This is a genomic window from Chryseobacterium viscerum, assembly GCF_025949665.1.
GTDB lineage: Bacteria > Bacteroidota > Bacteroidia > Flavobacteriales > Weeksellaceae > Chryseobacterium > Chryseobacterium viscerum_A.
The window spans coordinates 325,484-342,485 of record NZ_JAPDFT010000001.1 but is presented as its reverse complement, the minus strand read 5'-3'; the positions used below and the strand labels follow the sequence as shown (position 1 = coordinate 342,485).

At 34.7% G+C, this 17,002-nt stretch carries 15 protein-coding genes and 1 tRNA gene; 6 read left to right on the top strand and 10 right to left on the bottom strand.

Annotated features, from left to right (window positions below; translation table 11 throughout):
- Nucleotides 1-80: 80 nt before the first annotated feature.
- The 4 genes from OL225_RS01575 to aceB form a co-directional block, all read right to left on the bottom strand.
- Nucleotides 81-467, bottom strand: a complete 387-nt coding sequence (locus OL225_RS01575) for an acyl-CoA thioesterase (protein ID WP_264517055.1) — start codon at nucleotides 465-467, stop codon at nucleotides 81-83.
- Between the two features lie 115 nt (nucleotides 468-582).
- Entirely contained in the window at nucleotides 583-1,155 is a 573-nt protein-coding gene (locus OL225_RS01570) for an OmpH family outer membrane protein (protein WP_264517054.1), read from the bottom strand.
- 180 nt (nucleotides 1,156-1,335) lie between these two features.
- Nucleotides 1,336-2,616 carry an isocitrate lyase gene (gene aceA / locus OL225_RS01565; protein WP_255816595.1) on the bottom strand — a complete coding sequence of 427 codons (1,281 nt, stop codon included), beginning with the start codon at nucleotides 2,614-2,616 and terminating at the stop codon, nucleotides 1,336-1,338.
- A 119-nt stretch (nucleotides 2,617-2,735) separates the two neighbouring features.
- A complete protein-coding gene (gene aceB / locus OL225_RS01560) occupies nucleotides 2,736-4,310 on the bottom strand; it encodes a malate synthase A (RefSeq protein ID WP_264517053.1) in 1,575 nt (524 codons plus the stop codon).
- A gap of 126 nt (nucleotides 4,311-4,436) precedes the next feature.
- On the opposite strand from aceB, the gene OL225_RS01555 reads away from it, so the two are divergent.
- The 3 genes from OL225_RS01555 (at nucleotide 4,437) to OL225_RS01545 (ending at nucleotide 7,616) form a co-directional block, all read left to right on the top strand.
- Complete coding sequence (locus OL225_RS01555; protein ID WP_264517052.1) at nucleotides 4,437-5,915, top strand: helix-turn-helix domain-containing protein; 1,479 nt, start codon at nucleotides 4,437-4,439, stop codon at nucleotides 5,913-5,915.
- Nucleotides 5,916-6,075: 160 nt separating this feature from the next.
- A complete protein-coding gene (locus OL225_RS01550) occupies nucleotides 6,076-6,729 on the top strand; it encodes a ComF family protein (RefSeq protein WP_264517051.1) in 654 nt (217 codons plus the stop codon).
- Between the two features lie 200 nt (nucleotides 6,730-6,929).
- A complete protein-coding gene (locus OL225_RS01545; protein ID WP_264517050.1) occupies nucleotides 6,930-7,616 on the top strand; it encodes an alpha/beta fold hydrolase in 687 nt (228 codons plus the stop codon).
- Between the two features lies 1 nt (nucleotide 7,617).
- Here OL225_RS01545 and upp read toward each other — a convergent pair whose 3' ends face one another.
- Both upp and der read right to left on the bottom strand, forming a co-directional pair.
- Nucleotides 7,618-8,268: a uracil phosphoribosyltransferase gene (upp, locus tag OL225_RS01540; protein ID WP_047378923.1), complete on the bottom strand. Its 651-nt coding sequence runs from the start codon at nucleotides 8,266-8,268 to the stop codon at nucleotides 7,618-7,620.
- 244 nt (nucleotides 8,269-8,512) lie between these two features.
- Nucleotides 8,513-9,823: a ribosome biogenesis GTPase Der gene (gene der / locus OL225_RS01535; RefSeq protein ID WP_047378925.1), complete on the bottom strand. Its 1,311-nt coding sequence runs from the start codon at nucleotides 9,821-9,823 to the stop codon at nucleotides 8,513-8,515.
- Nucleotides 9,824-10,196: 373 nt separating this feature from the next.
- Between der and OL225_RS01530 the strand changes: the two genes are divergently transcribed.
- Nucleotides 10,197-10,267 (top strand) — tRNA-Gln (locus OL225_RS01530).
- A 148-nt stretch (nucleotides 10,268-10,415) separates the two neighbouring features.
- Here the strand turns inward: OL225_RS01530 and OL225_RS22035 are convergent.
- From OL225_RS22035 to OL225_RS01510, 4 genes are all read right to left on the bottom strand, one after another.
- Nucleotides 10,416-10,574, bottom strand: a complete 159-nt coding sequence (locus OL225_RS22035; protein ID WP_413541844.1) for a hypothetical protein — start codon at nucleotides 10,572-10,574, stop codon at nucleotides 10,416-10,418.
- 615 nt (nucleotides 10,575-11,189) lie between these two features.
- Complete coding sequence (locus tag OL225_RS01520) at nucleotides 11,190-12,656, bottom strand: tetratricopeptide repeat protein (protein WP_264517048.1); 1,467 nt, start codon at nucleotides 12,654-12,656, stop codon at nucleotides 11,190-11,192.
- A 497-nt stretch (nucleotides 12,657-13,153) separates the two neighbouring features.
- Entirely contained in the window at nucleotides 13,154-13,747 is a 594-nt protein-coding gene (locus tag OL225_RS01515) for a hypothetical protein (RefSeq protein WP_264517047.1), read from the bottom strand.
- A 933-nt stretch (nucleotides 13,748-14,680) separates the two neighbouring features.
- Nucleotides 14,681-14,821 carry a hypothetical protein gene (locus tag OL225_RS01510; RefSeq protein ID WP_264517046.1) on the bottom strand — a complete coding sequence of 47 codons (141 nt, stop codon included), beginning with the start codon at nucleotides 14,819-14,821 and terminating at the stop codon, nucleotides 14,681-14,683.
- Nucleotides 14,822-14,902: 81 nt separating this feature from the next.
- Between OL225_RS01510 and OL225_RS01505 the strand changes: the two genes are divergently transcribed.
- Nucleotides 14,903-16,510 (top strand): hypothetical protein, encoded by a 1,608-nt coding sequence (locus OL225_RS01505; protein WP_264517045.1) that lies wholly within the window; start codon nucleotides 14,903-14,905, stop codon nucleotides 16,508-16,510.
- Between the two features lie 225 nt (nucleotides 16,511-16,735).
- A complete protein-coding gene (locus tag OL225_RS01500) occupies nucleotides 16,736-16,975 on the top strand; it encodes a hypothetical protein (RefSeq protein ID WP_264517044.1) in 240 nt (79 codons plus the stop codon).
- The last annotated feature ends 27 nt before the right edge of the window (nucleotides 16,976-17,002 follow it).

Here is a 17,002-nt window from a genome sequence, read left to right as displayed (position 1 = left end):
AGTTTTTTATTGAATATTGTAGGTTAAAAATAAAAAATCAAAGTTCTATTCCATACTTTGATTTTAATTATTTTATCTGTCTAAAAAAATTTCTCGAGCCAGTCAATTCCCAGACGTTTGATCTTCTTGGTTTCCGGATCGAAGAGAATCCAGAGTGTACTTGAATCTACCACAAGTTCATCATTACAATAAAATTCGACTTTTCTTGGTTGTTTGGCCCCTTCAGGAGTTATAGGATAGGTTCTTACTGTGATTATATCATTCAGATAAACCTGTTTTTTATATTGAATATGGTGGTCCAGAAGCATCCAGACATCATTTACATATTCGGTCTGATGTTTCAGAAGGTCCCAGTGTTCTCCTGCCACTTCTTCTACCCAATGCACATATTGTACATTATTTACATGGTTGTTCTGATCAATATGTTCTTCGGTTACCTTTATCTGTTTTTCGTACATTAAATTCATGCTCCTGAAAGTTTACTCAAATTTATCATTTTAAAACAGAACTTCCATTTTCTAAAATAAAAAAAACGGAATCAGATGTCTCTGATTCCGCTCAATATTCAGTATATTGAAATTATTATTTAGATTTCCCGGCAGGCTTAGCAGCAGTTGCTGTAGCTCCCAGTTTACTTTTTACAATTGCAGTAATATCCTCACTTCCGTCAGTATAAAGCAGGTTATTAGATTCCTGTGCTGCTGTATCAAATACATAGTTCAGGTTTTTTTCTTTAGCTACAGCAAAGATAGTATCTCTTACTTTCTTTTGTAGTGGAGAAAGCATTTCATTTTGTTTAGCAGAAATATCTTTAGCAGCCTGCGCTCTTGTTTCTTCTATTTTTTTACCTAAACCTTGTAATTCTGTTTGTGCTGCAATCAGTTCTTTAGTTACAGCTTCTTTATTAGCCTCACTTAAAGTTTTTTCTTTGTCCTGTGCCGCTTTCAGTTTAGTCTGATAATCATTGATCAGCTTTTCAATTTCAGTCTGCTTTGTTTTAGTCAGATTATCAATAGTAGTTCCTATAGTTTTTACTTCAGATAAACTTGCAAAAATATCTTCTGTATTTACACTTCCAATCTTCTGTTGAGCATTGGCAGCATTTGCAGTAAGTGTTAATCCTAATGTAATAAAAAGTACTTTAATTAAATTCATTTTTTAATAATATTTTTTCGTCCCCAAATATAATTCAAATTTTAATTACTTATCAAATGACATTTACTCCTTTGTTACTCTATGATTTGAACGAACTAAAAACAGGCTTACAGTGTTTTAAACAAAGAAAAACCTCCCTAATAAGGAAGGTTTAACATCAAAAAATATGGAAAAAAATGACTAATGGAATTGTGCAGTTTCTGTAGAATCTTTCATCGCTACAGTGGCTGAAGAACCGTTTGTAACAACATTCTGTATTTCATCAAAATACCCTGTCCCTACAAAAGACTGATGCTTCACCGCTCTGAATCCCTTCTGCTGCAAGGCAAACTCACGCTCCTGCAGTTCTGAGTACCCAGCCATTCCTCTTTCTTTATAGGCTAAGGCCAATTCAAACATTGCCGTATTCAGGGCATGGAAACCAGCTAATGTAATAAACTGGAATTTGTACCCCATTTTTGCCAGCTCTTCACGGAAAGTAGACATTTCTTCTACACTCAGTCTTGCTGCCCAGTTGAATGAAGGGGAACAATTATAAGCAAGCATTTTCCCAGGAAATTTCGCATGAATTCCTTCTGCAAATCTCCTTGCCTGCTCCAGATCAGGATTTGAGGTTTCCATCCAGATCAGATCTGCATATGGTGCATAGGACAACCCTCTGTCGATTCCCTGTTCTACTCCGTTTCTTACTACATAAAATCCTTCAGTAGTTCTCTCTCCTGTTACGAATTTTTTATCTCTGTCATCAATATCAGAAGTCAGCAAATCTGCAGCATCCGCATCTGTTCTTGCAATAATAAGGCTCGGAACTCCCAATACATCGGCAGCCAGACGTGCAGCAATCAGTTTGTTGACCGCCTCCTGCGTTGGCACCAATACTTTCCCGCCTAAATGTCCACATTTTTTTGCGGATGAAAGCTGATCTTCAAAGTGTACGGCAGCTGCTCCTGCTTCAATCATCTGCTTCATCAGTTCAAAAGCATTCAGGTTACCTCCAAAGCCGGCTTCTGCGTCAGCAATGATAGGTACCAGATATTCTTTATCTCCGGTTCCACTCACAGATTGTACCTGATCTGCTCTCAATAAGGCATTATTAATTTTTTTTACCACGGAAGGCACTGAATTGGCAGGATACAGTGACTGATCCGGATACATTTCTCCTGATAAATTGGCATCTGCGGCCACCTGCCAACCTGAAAGATAAATAGCTTCCAGTCCGGCATCTACTTCCTGTACTGCCTGATTACCTGTAAGCGCTCCAAGTCCTGCCACATAATCCTGGTTATTTAATTTATTCCAGAATTTTTTGGACATTTCCGTAGCAATCGTATATTCTATGGTATAAGAACCACGGAGTTTCAAAACTTCCTCAGCAGTATATGGTCTTTTCACGCCATTCCAACGTGGGTTTGTCAGCCAGTCCTGTTCTATTGCCTGGATTTGTTCTTGTCTTGTTTTCATAATATTTGGATTTTGTTTGATTAGATTTAAAAGTAATTTTGTTGCTAGTTGCTGGTTCTATTGTTAATTCATGATCTGGTTTTTAACCAGCAACTATAAACCAGCAACCAACATTTTTCCTAAATAAAAGGATATGCTTTAAGCGTTAAAAATTCTTCAAAGTTTTCAGAGAAGATCAGTTCATTGAAAAGCTCTTTGGCAAGATTGAATTTTCCGTTTTTGAAACGGGCTTCTCCTACATACTTTTCAATATTGTCCATTTCTTCGCTTTCCCACTGTAAAATCATATTGCGCGTAAGTGTTCTGTCATCACTTAACACTGCTTCATTTTTCAGCCATTGCCAGATCTGTGTTCTTGATATCTCTGCAGTAGCTGCATCTTCCATAAGATTATAAATAGCAGCAGCACCAGTTCCCATCAGCCAGCTTTCAAGATAAAGAATTCCTACATTGATATTTTTTCTGACTCCTTTTTCGGTAATATCACCTTTGGGAATCTCCAGCAGATTACTTTCTGTAATGTGGTATTCAAATTTTTTATCGATCTGATTTCTGGAAGGCATATACTGATCAAAAATTTCTTTTGCCACTGAAACTAATGCAGGATGCGCTACCCAGGTTCCGTCGTGACCATTTTTTACTTCCCGTTCTTTATCATTTCTTACTTTTTCAAAAGCAATATTATTGGCTTCATCATTATCTTTTACAGGAATCTGAGCTGCCATTCCGCCGATAGCATGTACATTTCTTTTGTGACATATTTCAATGACTCTTTTGGAATAGGCACTCATAAAAGGGGAAGTCATAGTCACCTGATCTCTGTCCGGTACAATAAACTCCGGAAGGTTTCTGAATTTTTTGATATAGGAAAAAATATAATCCCATCTGCCACAGTTCAGACCTGCGCTGTGCTCTTTTAATTCAAATAAAATTTCATCAATCTGAAATGATGCAGTAATGGTTTCTATTAAAACTGTAGCTTTAATTGTTCCCTGCTGAATTCCCAGATAGTTTTGCGCAAAGACAAAAACCTCATTCCACCAGCGCGCTTCTTTATAGTGTTCCAGTTTCGGAAGGTAGAAATAAGGGCCGCTTTCCTTTTCTAAAAGCGACTTGGCATTTCTGAAAAAATACATTCCAAAATCAATCAATGAACCGGAAGCTTTCTCACCATTAATTTCAATATGCTTTTCCGGAAGATGAAGTCCGCGGGGACGAACCTGCAAAACTGCAGGCTTTTCAATTAGCGTATAGGCTTTTCCTGTTTCGTTTACAAAATCAATAGTACGATTAATAGCATCAGAAAGATTAATCTGCCCCTGAATACAGTTTTCCCATACCGGCGAGCTGCTGTCTTCAAAATCTGCCATAAACGTAGAAGCTCCGGAGTTCAAGGCATTGATAATCATCTTGCGGTCTACTGGTCCTGTAATCTCTACTCTTCTGTCTGACAAATCTTCCGGCAAAGGTGCACACACCCAATTTCCATTTCGGATTCCTTCTGTTTCTTTTAAAAATTCAGGAAGATTTCCCTGATCGAAATTTTGCTGTGTATTTTTTCTCTCTTTTAAAAGTTCCAGTCTTTTATGATTGAAATTCTGATGAAGTGCAATCAGAAAATCTGCTAAATCCGGTGTAAAAACTACTTCAAACTGCTTCTGTGCTTTTATTTCTAATTGAGTCTTGGTTTCCATAACATATTGATTTTGTGATTTGATATTACAAACATAAATAAAAATATTCACAAATAGCGAACGTTCGCTAAATTTATTTAAAAATTATTATGCGAATAATCGCATCTAATTATTTATATTTGAGTAATGAATTCAGAAAGCGACTTTATCAAAACAGTTTTCGGACTAAAACTGAAACAACAGAGACAAAAGAAAAACTGGTCTCTGCAGGATCTTGCTGTAAAGACAGGATTATCAAAATCTTACCTTAACGAAATTGAAAACGGAAAAAAATATCCCAAACACGATAAGATTATTCAGCTTTCTGAAGCTCTAAGCTGCACTTTTGATGATCTGGTTTCTACCAAACTTGATAAAAGCCTGGCGCCTTTCAATGAAATTCTGCAGTCTGATTTTTTCAAAGAAGTTCCATTGGAGTTGTTCGGAATCAACAAAAACAACCTTATCAGTATCATCAGTGATGCTCCAAAAAAAGTAACAGCTTTCATCAATGCATTGATAGAAATTTCTCAGAATTATAATCTTGGAAAGGAAAGATTTTATTTTGCAGTATTAAGGTCATTTCAGGAATTGTATGATAATTATTTTCCGGAAATTGAAGAAAAAGTGAATTTGTTTATTCTGGAAAATCATGTCCAGCCCGGCAAAAATTTAAAGTCTGAGATTCTGGAAAAAATTCTTACAGAAAAATTCAGCTACACCATTCAATCTGAAGATTTTGAAAAATATGGAACTCTGGACAACCTTCGTTCGCTTTATATTCCGGAGAGAAAACTATTACTGTTGAACCAAAAACTGGAAAAAGACCAGAAAACATTCATTCTGGCTAAAGAAATCGGCTTCAATGTACTGGAATTAAAAAATCGTCCCAACACGTATTCATGGCTTGATTTTGGAAGTTTTGAAGAAATTCTGAATAACTTTTACGCTTCTTATTTTGCAGGTGCCCTGTTAATTTCAAAAGAACCTGTCATTGAGAAGACATCAGAGTTTTTCCAGCATAATACATGGGAAGCTGTAAATTTTGAAAATCTTATCAACAGTTTTACCCGTTCCCCCGAAACATTTTACTACCGACTGACCAATATTCTTTCGGCTGAAATGGGAATTAAGGATTTGTTTTATCTGTGTCTGGTAAAAAAGAAAAATTCAGATAAAATTCAGATTTTAAAAGAACTTCATCTGAACCACCAGCAGGCACCTCACGCCAATGCAACCAACGAACATTACTGCAGAAGATGGATTGCTGTGAAAAATCTTGATCATTTGAAAGAAAATGAAACCCTTACCGATGCCCAAATATCCCATTATAAAGATCAGGGAATAAGCTATCTTGTGATTTCCACTTCACAAAAAAATCCTTTTTCAGATGGAAGCAACAGAAGTTACTGCCTTGGTATTTTATTGAATTCACAGACAATCAAAAAAATAAGTTTTATAAAATCTCCTTCTTTAAAAACTATCAATGTAGGAGTTACCTGCGAATCCTGCAGCATTGCGGATTGCGAAGTGAGACAGGCACCGCCGGTAAGACTGGAAAAGGAGCATTTTAATCTAAGCATGAAAAACGCTGTAGAGAAGATAAGGAAGAGGTTTGAGGAATAAAGGGTGAATGGTGAATCGTCAATACGCTTTGCTTGTCAATTTTTATACTGCTATAAATTGTTCTCTTATAGACTTCTTACAATTGACTATTCATTTGCGGAGCAAAATTCACCATTGACTTTATTGACTTTTATTTCCTATCTTAGTACAAAACACAGTCATGATATTAGATTTATTGTTTCCCAACCGTTGCATCCACTGCAACAGAATTATTGATCCTGAACTTTTGGTGTGTGATCTTTGTTTTAGCCAGATTTATTTTACCCATTATTCCTATTTTGAAAACAATCCGATCAAGGAAAAATGCAGCTTGCTTTTTCCTGTTGAAAACACTTTTGCTTTACTGCAATTTGAAGAAGAAAGTTTAAGCCGGCAGATCATCCATGAATTAAAATACAAAGGCCGGGAAAAAGCCGGAAAGATCCTTGCAGACTGGACAACAGAACGTCTGGATTTCGATCACGAAAAACCTGATTTACTGGTAAGCGTACCACTTCACCCAAAGAAACTTAAGGAACGGGGATACAATCAGCTTCATTTATTCACTGAAACATTATCTTCATTTTACAACATCCCTTTTGACCATCAATTAATTAAACGAAATTACTATTCAAAAGCACAGGCTTTAAAAGATAAGAAACACAGATTGGAAGCCGTCAATACATTCTCTATCACAAAATCTGTTACAGGAAAACATATTCTTCTGATTGACGATGTTTTTACCACAGGAAATACAGTTTCATCAGTTGCATGGGAGATTTTAAACGCAGGGAACAATAAAGTGAGCGTTTTGGTGATGGCAATGGATGTCTGATATGGGATACGGGTTTCGAGATACGGGATGCGAGGGATTAGATTCGGGATGCATAGTACGAAATCATATTCAAAAATACTCTCAAAACTCTAAAGCCCTCAAACTCTAAATCACTCCCACACTCTTACCCTCTTACTCTCCTCCCCAATCTATTTTCATCCTTCGATTCTTTTTCTTAATTTTCCGGAAACTAAACAACTATGCCAAATCTGCTTTTATTACACGGAGCTTTAGGTCACAGCGACATTTTCACACCTTATTTGAACGCTCTTTCCCAGCATTTTACGATACACACTCCTTTATTTTCAGGACATGGAAATCAGGAACTTCCGGCAGAGGGTATTAGTATTGAAAAGTATACTCAGGAATTATCAGCATATTGTGAAGTGAATAATTTGAGAGATGTCTCAATTTTCGGGCACAGTATGGGAGGTTATGCAGCACTTTGTTACGCGATGAAAAGTCCTGAAAATGTAAATTCTATTATAACTTTGGGAACAAAGTTTGACTGGACTGAGGAACAGGCTTTAAAAGAAAGTAAAATGCTTAATCCTGATGTCATTCTTGAAAAAATTCCGCAGTATGCCCAACTCTTAGAATCACAGCACGGATCAAAATGGAAGCAGCTTCTTCCTGCTATTGCTGATTTGATGATTCGTTTAGGCAAAAATCCTCCGTTGGAAAATAATCTTGCGATGATTAATATTCCTATTCAAATCATGGTGGGAGATAAAGATAATATGGTAACCATCGAAGAAAGCTCAAGGGTCTACAGAAGTCTTCCGAATGCAAAATTGGCCGTACTTCCAGATACAAAACATCCACTGGATAAAGTACGACCAAGTTTATTGTTGAACTTAATAAAAGATTTTTGGAATCTTTCTTAAATTATCTTTGAAGTTTTTCTCCGTAGCTAAGATCTCCGGCATCTCCTAAACCAGGAGTAATATAACCCTTTGATGTTAATTCTTCATCAATGGCTCCTACCCAGATGTGAGCTTCAGGATAAGCATTCTGAATGGTTTCAACACCTTGTTTTGAAGCAATTGCTGCAACAATATGAAGCTGGGTTGGATTTCCATTGGTTAACAGGTCTTTAATTGCTTCAATTAAAGAAGCTCCTGTTGCCAGCATCGGGTCTGCCACAATCAAAGGTCTGCCTTCGATGCTTGGGCATGTCAGATAATCCTGTTTGATTGAGAAATAATCGTTGGCATCATGTTTTCTGTAGGCTGCTACAAAACCGCAGTCGGCTCTGTCCAGATAGCTCAGAATTCCTTCAAACAATGGAACTCCTGCTCTTAAAATAGTGGTAATAACCGGTTGTACAGCAATTTCCCTGCTTTTTATTGTATCTAAAGGAGTTTGAATTTCAACTTCTCTGTACTCCAATCCTTTACTGATTTCAAAAGCGGCAATCTCTCCGATTCTTTCCATATTTCTTCTGAATCTCATTCGGTCATGCTGGATGTCAACGTTTCTAAGTTCGTTAATCCACTCATTGACAAGAGAAAAGTTTTGCGATAAAATAGTAAGCATGAAAATTTTATTTTTAATTTCAGTTAATTGATATTAATTCCTGCAAAATTACAACTAAAAAACGAATTGAAAGATTGGGCTCGGGGAGAAATAAAACATATTAATGAAAATAAACCTTTGCTATATATTACAACTATTTACCGATAAAAAGTCTGATTTTAGTGATTAGCGCAAGGTTTTTAATTTAAAATCAAAAAAAATCCGGCAAGCAAACTTACCGGATTTTCTATGAACATCGTTCTTATTATTTTTGTCTGAAATACACTTCAATCGGAACTCCGGTAAACCCGAATTCTTTTCTCAACTGGTTTTCAGTAAATCTTTTATAAGGTTCCTTTACGTACTGTGGAAGGTTACAGAAGAATACAAACTGTGGTGACGGCGTTGGAAGCTGCACACAATATTTAATCTTGATATACTTCCCTTTCAATGCTGGTGGTGGTGTATTTTCAAAGATTGGAAGCATTACTTCATTCAGTTTTGAAGTTTTGATCTTCTTCTTACGGTCTTCATAAACCTCCATTGCTACTTCTACAGCTTTTAAGATTCTCTGCTTCGTTAAAGCTGAAACAAATAAGATTGGAATATCCTGGAACTGACCGATTTTGTCTTTGATTGATTTTTCAAAATCACGCATTGTATTGGTCTGCTTGTCTTCGATCAAATCCCATTTATTAACAAGGATTACAATTCCTTTTCTGTTTTTCTGAGCCAATCCGAAGATATTCATATCCTGCGATTCCCACCCTTGTGTAGCATCCACCATGATAATTACTACGTCAGAATACTCGATAGAACGAATAGATCTCATTACAGAATAGAATTCAAGGTCTTCGCTTACCTTAGATTTTCTTCTCATCCCTGCAGTATCTACCAATACAAACTCGTGCCCGAATTTATTATATAGAGTCTGGATACTATCTCTTGTAGTTCCTGCAATATCAGTTACGATATTTCTTTCAACATCTAACAAAGCATTTGTCATTGTAGATTTCCCTACGTTTGGACGGCCTGCAATGGTGATTTTAGGTAATCCTTCAAAAGGATCTTTATATTCTGTTGTTGGGAAGTCTCTAACGATATCATCTAAGATTTCTCCTGTTCCTGAACCGGTAGCGGAAGAAAGAGTGTAATATTTATCAATACCTAACTGGTAGAATTCTGTTGCCGGAAGTTCTTCTTTGGCAGAATCTACCTTATTGATAACAATATAAATTGGTTTATTGGATCTTCTTAGTAATCTGTAAATTTCGTAATCTGTATCGGTAAGTCCTTCTTCCACATTCATCATAAAGATAATAGAAGTAGCTTCTTCTACGGCTAATTGTACCTGCTTACGGATTTCTTCTTCAAAGATATCATCTGTACCTACATCATAACCTCCTGTATCAATTACAGTAAAATCTACTCCATTCCAGTCAGATTTTCCGTAGTGACGGTCTCTGGTAACACCGGCTGTAGAATCAACAATAGCTTCTCTTCTTTCTAATAAACGATTAAAAAGCGTGGATTTTCCTACGTTGGGACGTCCAACGATTGCGACAATATTTGACATAAAAAATGTTTAATAATCCTTCTGCTTATGCTCAGGATATGTTATTAATGGGTTACTCCAACTTTTGGAGCCCAATTTTTTGCAAAGATAGGATTTTATTATTTAACGGGGCTTTAAGGATGAAAGCTGGAAGAAGAAGGCTGGAAGTCATTATCCATCGGATAAATTAGCACAAATCTTACTCTTCAAATTGAGTATACAATATTCACCAACTTGCTGTTTATGGGTAGGAGCAGATTTTTTTAAAATTTTTATTAAAAATAATTATTTGGATATCAATACGTAAAGCGTTTTACACTCTTATTATGTTAATTAATCTTTAATTTTGATTTTCATATTTAAAATAAATTCTATAATTTCGCATCATCGAAACAGACCTATAGTGTAACGGTAGCACTCCGGTTTTTGGTACCGTCAGTCGGGGTTCGAATCCCTGTGGGTCTACAGCCAAACAAAAGCAACTCGCTAATTTACAGCAAGTTGCTTTTTTTATTTTGGCCATTTTTGGTCACTTGGTCACGATTTTGGTCACTGTTTTTCTAAAAAATGCCCTGAGTACACCTCATTGAATCTATTTGAATCTGATTGTATTTTAGCTACGGAAATAATGTCCGTCGCTTTCAAAATAATCATACATTAAACACCTTGAAGTTGCTTCCCAATCAATATAGATATAGTTTGGTAAACTTTCGGGAATACTTTCTTCTAAAATATATTGAGCAAATGTTTCATCATCTAAATACTCACCCATATAATAGTTTATTACATCATCATAAACACTCTGAAAATCCATTTTTCCAACACAATTAACATAAGCTTCAAAAACTGTTAGTTGTAAAAAAAAAGACAACTTGGTTTTGAAACTGAGGACTTGAAAGTCCGTGGGGACACACTTATTGTTGAGGGAGATATAATGATGTTCAAATCTAAGCTTTTAGATTCCACAAGAGTAAAAGTAAGTTCGAAGCATGCAACTACCAGCAATTTTCCCTATATCAGAAATGCCGACATGAACTTGAGGGTTTACATTCAGCCTAGCAATTCCTCAACCATACCAACAGGCTTTAGTTCTGGGGAAATAGCACTTATTAAATCAGCATTAAATATGTTTTTAAAATCTAACCTGTCCTCATGCGGATTCCATTACCTATACTACTAAGCCTGCCTGCCGAGGTCACATATAGCCAAATGGTGCCATTTTTATTTAGTCGGAACCTGTAGCTCTACCTAAAATTCACCTGGATGCCAGTCTGAGTTTTAGAGAGGGTTACACTCTTGCTCTACTAGCTTCGTTTTTTTTAGCCTCCGATTCAAATTCTTAGCAAGATCTTCCGACGTTATTCAATGATTAGTATAAACAAATATATCATGATCTTAAATTATTTATATTTTTCATCCAAATATAAATATCTGCCCCTGTGCCAATGTTCAGTTTCTTTCTTAGTCTATTCTTTCTCGTCTGTATAGACTGAGGCTGCACAAAAGTATATCTTGCAATATCTTTAGTTGAAAAACTAAGAAATAACAATGCACAAAATTTGAGTTCACTGGATTGTAATTCAGGATTTATTTGTAATAATTTTTTTATAACATGAGGATAAACTTCTTCGAATCTGGTAAGGAATACAGGGTCATTATTTTTAGCAAGCTCAACAATCTCATCAAATGCAACGTTCAATTGTTGCTTCAGCTCTTTGGTCTCCTGATTTTTGATCGTTAAATGATCTACAATTTTTCTTTTTTCATCTTTGTGTTTGTATCGTAGGATGATTAATATACTTATTAAAATTAATACTCCTGCTGTTGCCCAGTATAATAAATATTTACTTTTAGATTTCAAAGGCTCTTCATTTTCTTTGATTAGTCTATTAATGGGCGCATCTATATTTGAGATTTCAATATTCTTCAGACTGTCATTTAACACAGTATACTTCTTGAGATACTCTATTGCAGAAGTTTGATCACCTTGCTTACTGTAAACTTCATATAATAAATAGTATAAGTCTTTCAGCTCTGTCTTATATCTACCTTTCTCTGTAAGTTGTAGTGCTATATTATAATATTCCAATGAAAGAGGATATTGCTTTTTGGTAAAATAGATTTTACCCATCAGCTCCGCTGCCATATATTTATTATAATTGTTCTTTCCATTGGCTGGATATGCATTGTAACGTTGAAGATAGTACATTGCAGAATCCAATTGGTTTTGGCTAAACTTAGTTTTAGCCATATTAACAGTTACAATACTTAATAAAGTATTTAGTCTTTGATTTTTATTTTCTAATGAATTTAGGTTCTTGTATACTGTTTTATAATATGCGTATGCTGAATCTACTTGTCCGGAATCGCTATAAACTACCCCGATATTGTTTTGTGAAAAGTTAACTAAAAAGTCACGATTCTCTTTTTCTTTTATTTGAGAAGCAACTGACTTCATTTTTTTAAATTGGTATATAGCTTTTTTGCTTAAACCAATTTCATTATAGCACATTCCTAACTGTCTAAGTATATTACTTTGTAATTCATAATCAGTTTTAGTATATTCCTCTTTTTCTGCTATTTCAAGGTATTGTATACTTTTCTTGAACTCCCTCTCGAAGGAATATGCAGCTGCAAGACGAATATTACCCGTAGCAATCCCTTTAGAATAATTAATTTTCTCCGATGCTTCTATAATTGCTCTATGTTGTTCTATATATTCATTTACCTTACCTTCAACATGTAACATATCCGCCTTTTTCAGCCAATTATCAATTTTTTGTACAGTCATTTTTTGTTGGGCATCAATTATCATAAAAGAAAACAATAACAAAAAAAGTAAAAATTTTATCATACGGTTTTTAATTAAAAAGTAAATATAATAATCTTTTAAGTTTATTATTTAATCAATAACCAATTATTAGTTGATATCCTCTTGAATATGTTCTGTTTAATCCATTCAATTCAAACTTGTCTATATTTTATTGCTGGATGTAATATTCAGGTAGAATCCCATCTTTTGCTAAAAATGTAATAATTAATTACCATCAATTAATTATTGCGATATTTCAATTCTTGACACTTTTTTATAAGATTTTAAACAAAACTGACAATAAATTAAAAGCTCCAGAATATATCAGATAAAATAATAATTCACTAAATGAATATCACTAACTATATACAAATGGATTAACAAACACAAACTAAAATCGTCCGGATACCAGAATTTTAATTCACCATATCCGGACGAAGAAAACAGTTGAATATTTTCTTAACGTTTGTATCAATTTTTAGCTTGCTTTTATTTTTTTGAATCGTTAAATTATCATGAAGACAAACTGAAATACTTTACTAAGTGCCATAATAAACAACATTAAGGGATGCTCGATCGCATCTGTAAGTCCTGGTATATTGTACATTAATATGGAAAGTCTCATTGATATTAAAATACTGAGTAATAGTTGTACTATGGCCAATGCTATCTGTTCCATCTCCATGTCCTGTTAAAGTAGTAGCGATAGAATTTGCCCCTTTATAAATATTAGTTGATGCTGATCCACCACTAGGATTATTCATGCTAATATCATAGTGTGTATAAACAGTAATGCTATAATATCCTGCTTTTTTTATTGTAAAAGTGGTCCCATTACTAGAAATAAGTTCAGCATTGTTTTTGTTTATTGTAAACGATAGATTAGAAGATACAGCACCAGCAACAGTTCCTGTAGTAATGTTTCTGTTTGCTATTGTTGAAATAGAGGGTATATTCAATGCAGCTCCATCTTTTAAGTAACCGTTAGCATCTGTTCCTAAGAAACTGTAATTCTTATAATTATCAAGACGTACAGTTCCTACATCTGATATGCTTAACAATTCTTTGTTGCTGTTATCATTGATCTTCAATGCTTTCGTGGTGTCAGTATTTCCTTTACTAACAACATCCAAAGTTGCGCTGGGTGAAGGGGTATTGATACCAACTTGTGAATGTGCGGCGATATATGTAAGTAGCGCCAGTGAAAATAGTAGTTTTTTCATTTTAGTGTATATTTTAATTTTCTTTTTAGATGAAAAGTGGGTGTTAGATTAATTAATAACAATAGTTACTCAATTTTTTCAAGATATAGCAACTGACCAACTCCTATAGAAGCTAACGAACTCACTCTCGGACCATTACTTCATTACTCCTAAATAGTCATTATCACGAATATCCAGTAAAGTTTCAATTTCCGGTGTATCTAAACCTAACAGAGAATAGATTGGAAAAGAAACAAATACCATTATTTACTGAAAATAATTTTTCCGTCATAACTGTAATTGCTAAAATTGTTTTGTGTTAAAAAATAGAAATTAGGAATGTTTTAAATCCACGTCGCAATATTACAACAGAAAAATAGTTTTCAACAAAATTAATATATTACACAGATGTTACACTTATTTAATAAATTGATTATCAAAGAAATATAATTAAAAAAAATCAATATTTTAATTAATAATCAATCGTAGCCTGTTCTTAGATTGGTTATTTTTCTTTAAAATTTGAAATAAAAGAAACATCATATTAAACCAACACATGAAAGTTTGAAGTTTTGAAAAAAAATGTTTAATAGTCAATTATTCAAAAATATTAAAACAAAAAAACCGTTACGATTTCACTTACAGAACTGGTTGGCTTAATGGTTATTGGTTTATAAATATATATCATCCTTTTGCAGGATATACTTAGTTATGCTAAAACAGTACATAAAAATAAATTTCTCATCATCCTAAATTTATAATTGCTGAGATGCAATTTTTAATCTAAACGTTATATAATTAAAATATGCTACAGAGGTTAGGAATATAGTAGGGAGGTATTATATACCTTTAAAACCTGATTGCTTATAATGCTTCAGTTATGGTTTTTTTTGAAAAATCCGGGATATCACCGTAAAGAGTACTTAAAAAATCAGATTGCCAGATCTCCTTTGAATCAATGTCCATTATTGTTAATTTGCCAACTGAACCTGCTCCGGTGTCCATATTGGTTATATGTAAAGCTGTCCTGATCAGGTTACTTTAAACAATCTTTGCTATCAGTATCGATATGACGGGCTGAGAAGATTGGTAGAGAAAAAGGTTCCGGGGAAAGGCTGGGAGTATATGATCTATGATAAGCAGGACAGGCTTGTAGGTTTTCAGGATGCCGAGCTGAGAAAAAAAGGACAGTGGCTTTATACCAAATATGATCAATTTTCAAGAGTCATTATGACTGGTATATCTTTAGCAATAGGAAGTTCTCGTCAGCAGGAGCAGGATTATGCAAATACTAAAGATAGCAATAATGAAGCAAGAAGCTCCTCTGTTGCAGTAAATTATAGTGGTATGGATGTTTACTACTCTGTTACAACTGGTTATCCTCAATATGATAAAGTACAATACCTGCTAAGCTTAAATTATTATGACACCTACCCTACCTACAGCTTCAATCCAGCGTTTCCTTCTTCCATATTAGGAAAGCCTGTTATTACTGATACTCAAAATGCTTCGGTGAATACTAAGGCAATGCCGACCCTAAGTCTTGTAAAAAATGTTGAGGATGATAATTGGACCAAAAGCTATATCTATTATGACACAGAAGGAAGAGCAGTAGGAACATACAGCATTAATCACCTTGGGGGATATTCTAAAACGGAAACTGAGCTTGATTTTGCAGGTGCAACAAAGCAGTCCAAAGTTTATCATAAAAGACTCAGTACAGATACAGAAAAAGTCATCTCGCAAAGCTTTGATTATGATAATCAATACAGGGTATTAAAACAAAGCCATCAGGTAGGCAGTGGTCCTGTAGAAATTCTGGCAGAAAACACCTATAATGAACTGTCACAGCTTACCAGTAAAAAAGTAGGTGGTGGTCTTGAAACCATTAATTATCAATATGACATCCGTGGTGCGTTAATTAAAATCAATGATCCTACTACACTCGGAACAAAGCTTTTCGGATATGAAATGAAGTATTTCAATCCTCAGAATACCACGCAGGGAAATACCGGGAAATATGATGGTAATATTACAGAAGTGCGTTGGAAAACAGCCACAGATAAGGTTTTAAGACAGTATAATTACCAGTATGATGCACTCAGCAGGCTTAAAAAAGGAGTCTATTCTGAACCGGGAGCATCGGTTCCTGAAAACGGATTTTTTAATGAAACTCTGGCCTATGATATAAACGGCAATATTACTTCATTACAGAGAAATGGAAAAATTAATTCAGCTACGCAGCTAATTGATAATCTTATCTATACCTACACTGGAAACAGACTGAATACGATCACCGATAACTCAGGTAATTACAGTGGTTATCCCGACAGTTCAGGAAATACAATCTCGTACGATAGTAATGGCAATATGAAAACCCAGGTAGATAAAGGAGTCTTGCAGATTGATTATAATTTCCTTGATCTTCCCGATTATATACAGTTTGATAAACTGTATGCCCCAAGAGACTATGTTAACCTGCTTTTTAATGTAAATACAAAATATCTGTACAGTGCGGACGGAACCAAGCTTAAAAAAACTTATACCTACGGTTCCGGAAAGACAAACGCTGAAACGGTTACTGTGACAGATTATCTGGATGGGTTCCAGTATGAAAGTACACATACAGGAACTAATACATTACCTGTATTAAAATTTGTTCCTACTGCCGAGTGGAGTTGCTATCTTTTTTAGCGCAAGAAATTTACACTACTTGTCCTAAAATTTGAAAGTGTGTTATAAATAAGTAGGGTATTGAAATCAATACCCTAATTTTGAATACAATAAGTTTCACCAGAAACAAGCGAAGTTGCTCTTGAAATTGTAGATGAACTTATTAATATTCCAGAAATTAAACTCTCCAGAAGCAGTTTCTTTTGGAAATCACGAATTCGAAGCCATGTCGATAACTACATTAACTTGTGGTATGCCAAGAGTGATTTCGGCTGGAATAGAACTCTGAATGCAGGAAGATACAATGATGGTCCTGTAAAAATGATTGGCGGTATTAGTGATCCCGCAGGCTTTTTTGATATAGCTGGTCAGGTAATGAGCAATTGGAAACCTGAAAACAGGTATCTTGCTATGGGTGTTGGAATTGTTGGAGCATTAGCATTAAGAAAGCCAACATTAATTGCAAAAACAGAGGTAATATATTAAGACATTACACAACGGAAGCAGTCTATA

What these genes read in the sequence shown, in the direction of transcription:
- OL225_RS01575 (WP_264517055.1), bottom strand. Translation starts at nt 467, where the DNA reads ATGAATTTAATGTACGAAAAACAGATAAAGGTAACCGAAGAACATATT.
- OL225_RS01570 (WP_264517054.1), bottom strand. Translation starts at nt 1,155, where the DNA reads ATGAATTTAATTAAAGTACTTTTTATTACATTAGGATTAACACTTACT.
- aceA (WP_255816595.1), bottom strand. Translation starts at nt 2,616, where the DNA reads ATGAAAACAAGACAAGAACAAATCCAGGCAATAGAACAGGACTGGCTG.
- aceB (WP_264517053.1), bottom strand. Translation starts at nt 4,310, where the DNA reads ATGGAAACCAAGACTCAATTAGAAATAAAAGCACAGAAGCAGTTTGAA.
- OL225_RS01555 (WP_264517052.1), top strand. Translation starts at nt 4,437, where the DNA reads ATGAATTCAGAAAGCGACTTTATCAAAACAGTTTTCGGACTAAAACTG.
- OL225_RS01550 (WP_264517051.1), top strand. Translation starts at nt 6,076, where the DNA reads ATGATATTAGATTTATTGTTTCCCAACCGTTGCATCCACTGCAACAGA.
- OL225_RS01545 (WP_264517050.1), top strand. Translation starts at nt 6,930, where the DNA reads ATGCCAAATCTGCTTTTATTACACGGAGCTTTAGGTCACAGCGACATT.
- upp (WP_047378923.1), bottom strand. Translation starts at nt 8,268, where the DNA reads ATGCTTACTATTTTATCGCAAAACTTTTCTCTTGTCAATGAGTGGATT.
- der (WP_047378925.1), bottom strand. Translation starts at nt 9,823, where the DNA reads ATGTCAAATATTGTCGCAATCGTTGGACGTCCCAACGTAGGAAAATCC.
- OL225_RS22035 (WP_413541844.1), bottom strand. Translation starts at nt 10,574, where the DNA reads ATGGGTGAGTATTTAGATGATGAAACATTTGCTCAATATATTTTAGAA.
- OL225_RS01520 (WP_264517048.1), bottom strand. Translation starts at nt 12,656, where the DNA reads ATGATAAAATTTTTACTTTTTTTGTTATTGTTTTCTTTTATGATAATT.
- OL225_RS01510 (WP_264517046.1), bottom strand. Translation starts at nt 14,821, where the DNA reads ATGGACACCGGAGCAGGTTCAGTTGGCAAATTAACAATAATGGACATT.